Raw genomic sequence first — 1,602 nt, 5'->3', positions numbered from 1 at the left:
CTTTCCATCTCTTCTTTTGTTCTTTTGATCTCTCCTTCGTAACTTCGTCGCTTCTTAATACCCATCTGATACTTTCTGAGCATTAGCTCATTCTTTAAATTCCTATATTCTAATGCTCTTTTACTTTCGTGCTCTAATTGAGCGAGTCTGGAATTTAGCTCCTCTAATATTATTTGAATCTTCTCTAAATTTGTATCTATAGCGACTTTTTCATTTTCTGATTTCTGAATATCGCTATCGAATTTAGTTATTCCTGCGATAGAATCAAGTATTTTCCTTCGCTCGACGCTACTCATACTGATAATTAAGTTGACGTCGCCTTGCTGAATTATATTATAGCCCTCGCCTGAAATATTAGCGTAAGCTAGTAAATTCTCGAACTCTGTGAGTGAAGATGCTCTACCATTAATATAGAAATAGGAATAGTAATTTTGCGTCTCGTGACTGTTTGAGTATTTTACTAATCTAGTTAAAACAACCCCGGTGTCAAGTGGTAGTACTCTATCTAGATTATCAAACACAAGCGATACTTTACAAAAATCACAAGGTTGTTTTGAGGCTCCGCCATCAAAAATAAGGTCTGTAAGTTTCCCGGCTCTTATCACCTTAGAGCTTTTAGGTCCTAGCACGAAAAGCACTGCATCTAAAATATTACTTTTACCAGAGCCGTTAGGACCAGTAATTCCAGTGAACCCGGGAAGTAGCGGAATACGCAACCTCTTGCCAAAGGATTTGAAGTTTTCCAAATAAATTTCTTTTAAATACATATTTGTTAATACCTCATAAAAAGATAATCTCCGCTAGCTCTCCCCTGAAAAAACAAGATTATGATTACGAGAGCTTCGTATATTCCCATCCCAGTTGTTAATAATGTGCCTTACTCGTATTTAAAGATTTCTATGCTAGGGTAATTTTTATTTGCCACAAGTCGTTCTATCTGCTAATGAAAGAGGAGGAGATGAATTATGAGTTGAGAAGAGCGAAGCTAGTCAAGCATCTAATACGTTGGGGCTATTTGAAAACACCTGAAATAATAGAGGCTATCTCTGTCGTGCCTAGACATTTATTCGTTCCTGAAAGAGTTAGAGCTCAGGCTTATGAAGATTATCCTTTAGAAATAGGACTCGGCCAAACTATTTCTGCACCTCATATGGTGGCAATTATGCTCGAAAGTTTAGAGCTAAGGAAAGGTCATAAAGTTCTTGAGATAGGCACTGGGCTTGGCTATCATTCAGCAGTAGCATCTGTGGTTGTAGGTGAAAAGGGTAAAATCTACACAGTTGAAAGATACTCAGAGCTTGCAGAGCAGGCAAGTAAAAATCTTGAAATTGCAGGAATAAAAAATGTTGAAGTGGTTGTTGGTGACGGCTCTAGAGGACTGGAGCAATTCGCGCCATACGATAGAATATTCGCCACTTGCGGGGCACCTAAAATACCTTCACCATTAATTGAGCAACTCAAAGAAAACAGTAAATTATTATTGCCTATAGGCAGTAGATATATGCAGGACTTAATTTTAGTTGAAAAAATAAACAATAAAATAAAGACTACAAATTTAGGCGGCTGCATGTTCGTTCCTATGATAGGGGAGTATGGATATAG

The 1,602-nt window shown here is 37.5% G+C and carries 2 protein-coding genes; one reads left to right on the top strand and one right to left on the bottom strand.

The genetic code is table 11. The features are described from left to right. Positions 1 to 767: AAA family ATPase (locus QMD21_06040; GenBank protein ID MDI6856324.1), on the bottom strand; the 767-nt coding region annotated here is incomplete at its 3' end. 191 nt (positions 768 to 958) lie between these two features. On the opposite strand from QMD21_06040, the gene QMD21_06035 reads away from it, so the two are divergent. After that, positions 959 to 1,602: protein-L-isoaspartate O-methyltransferase (locus QMD21_06035; protein MDI6856323.1), on the top strand; the 644-nt coding region annotated here is incomplete at its 3' end.

It is taken from the genome of Candidatus Thermoplasmatota archaeon (genome assembly GCA_030018475.1).
Lineage (GTDB): Archaea > Thermoplasmatota > JASEFT01 > JASEFT01 > JASEFT01 > JASEFT01.
The sequence above is the reverse complement of the archived record's forward strand: the minus strand, read 5'-3'. Positions and strand labels throughout refer to the sequence as shown.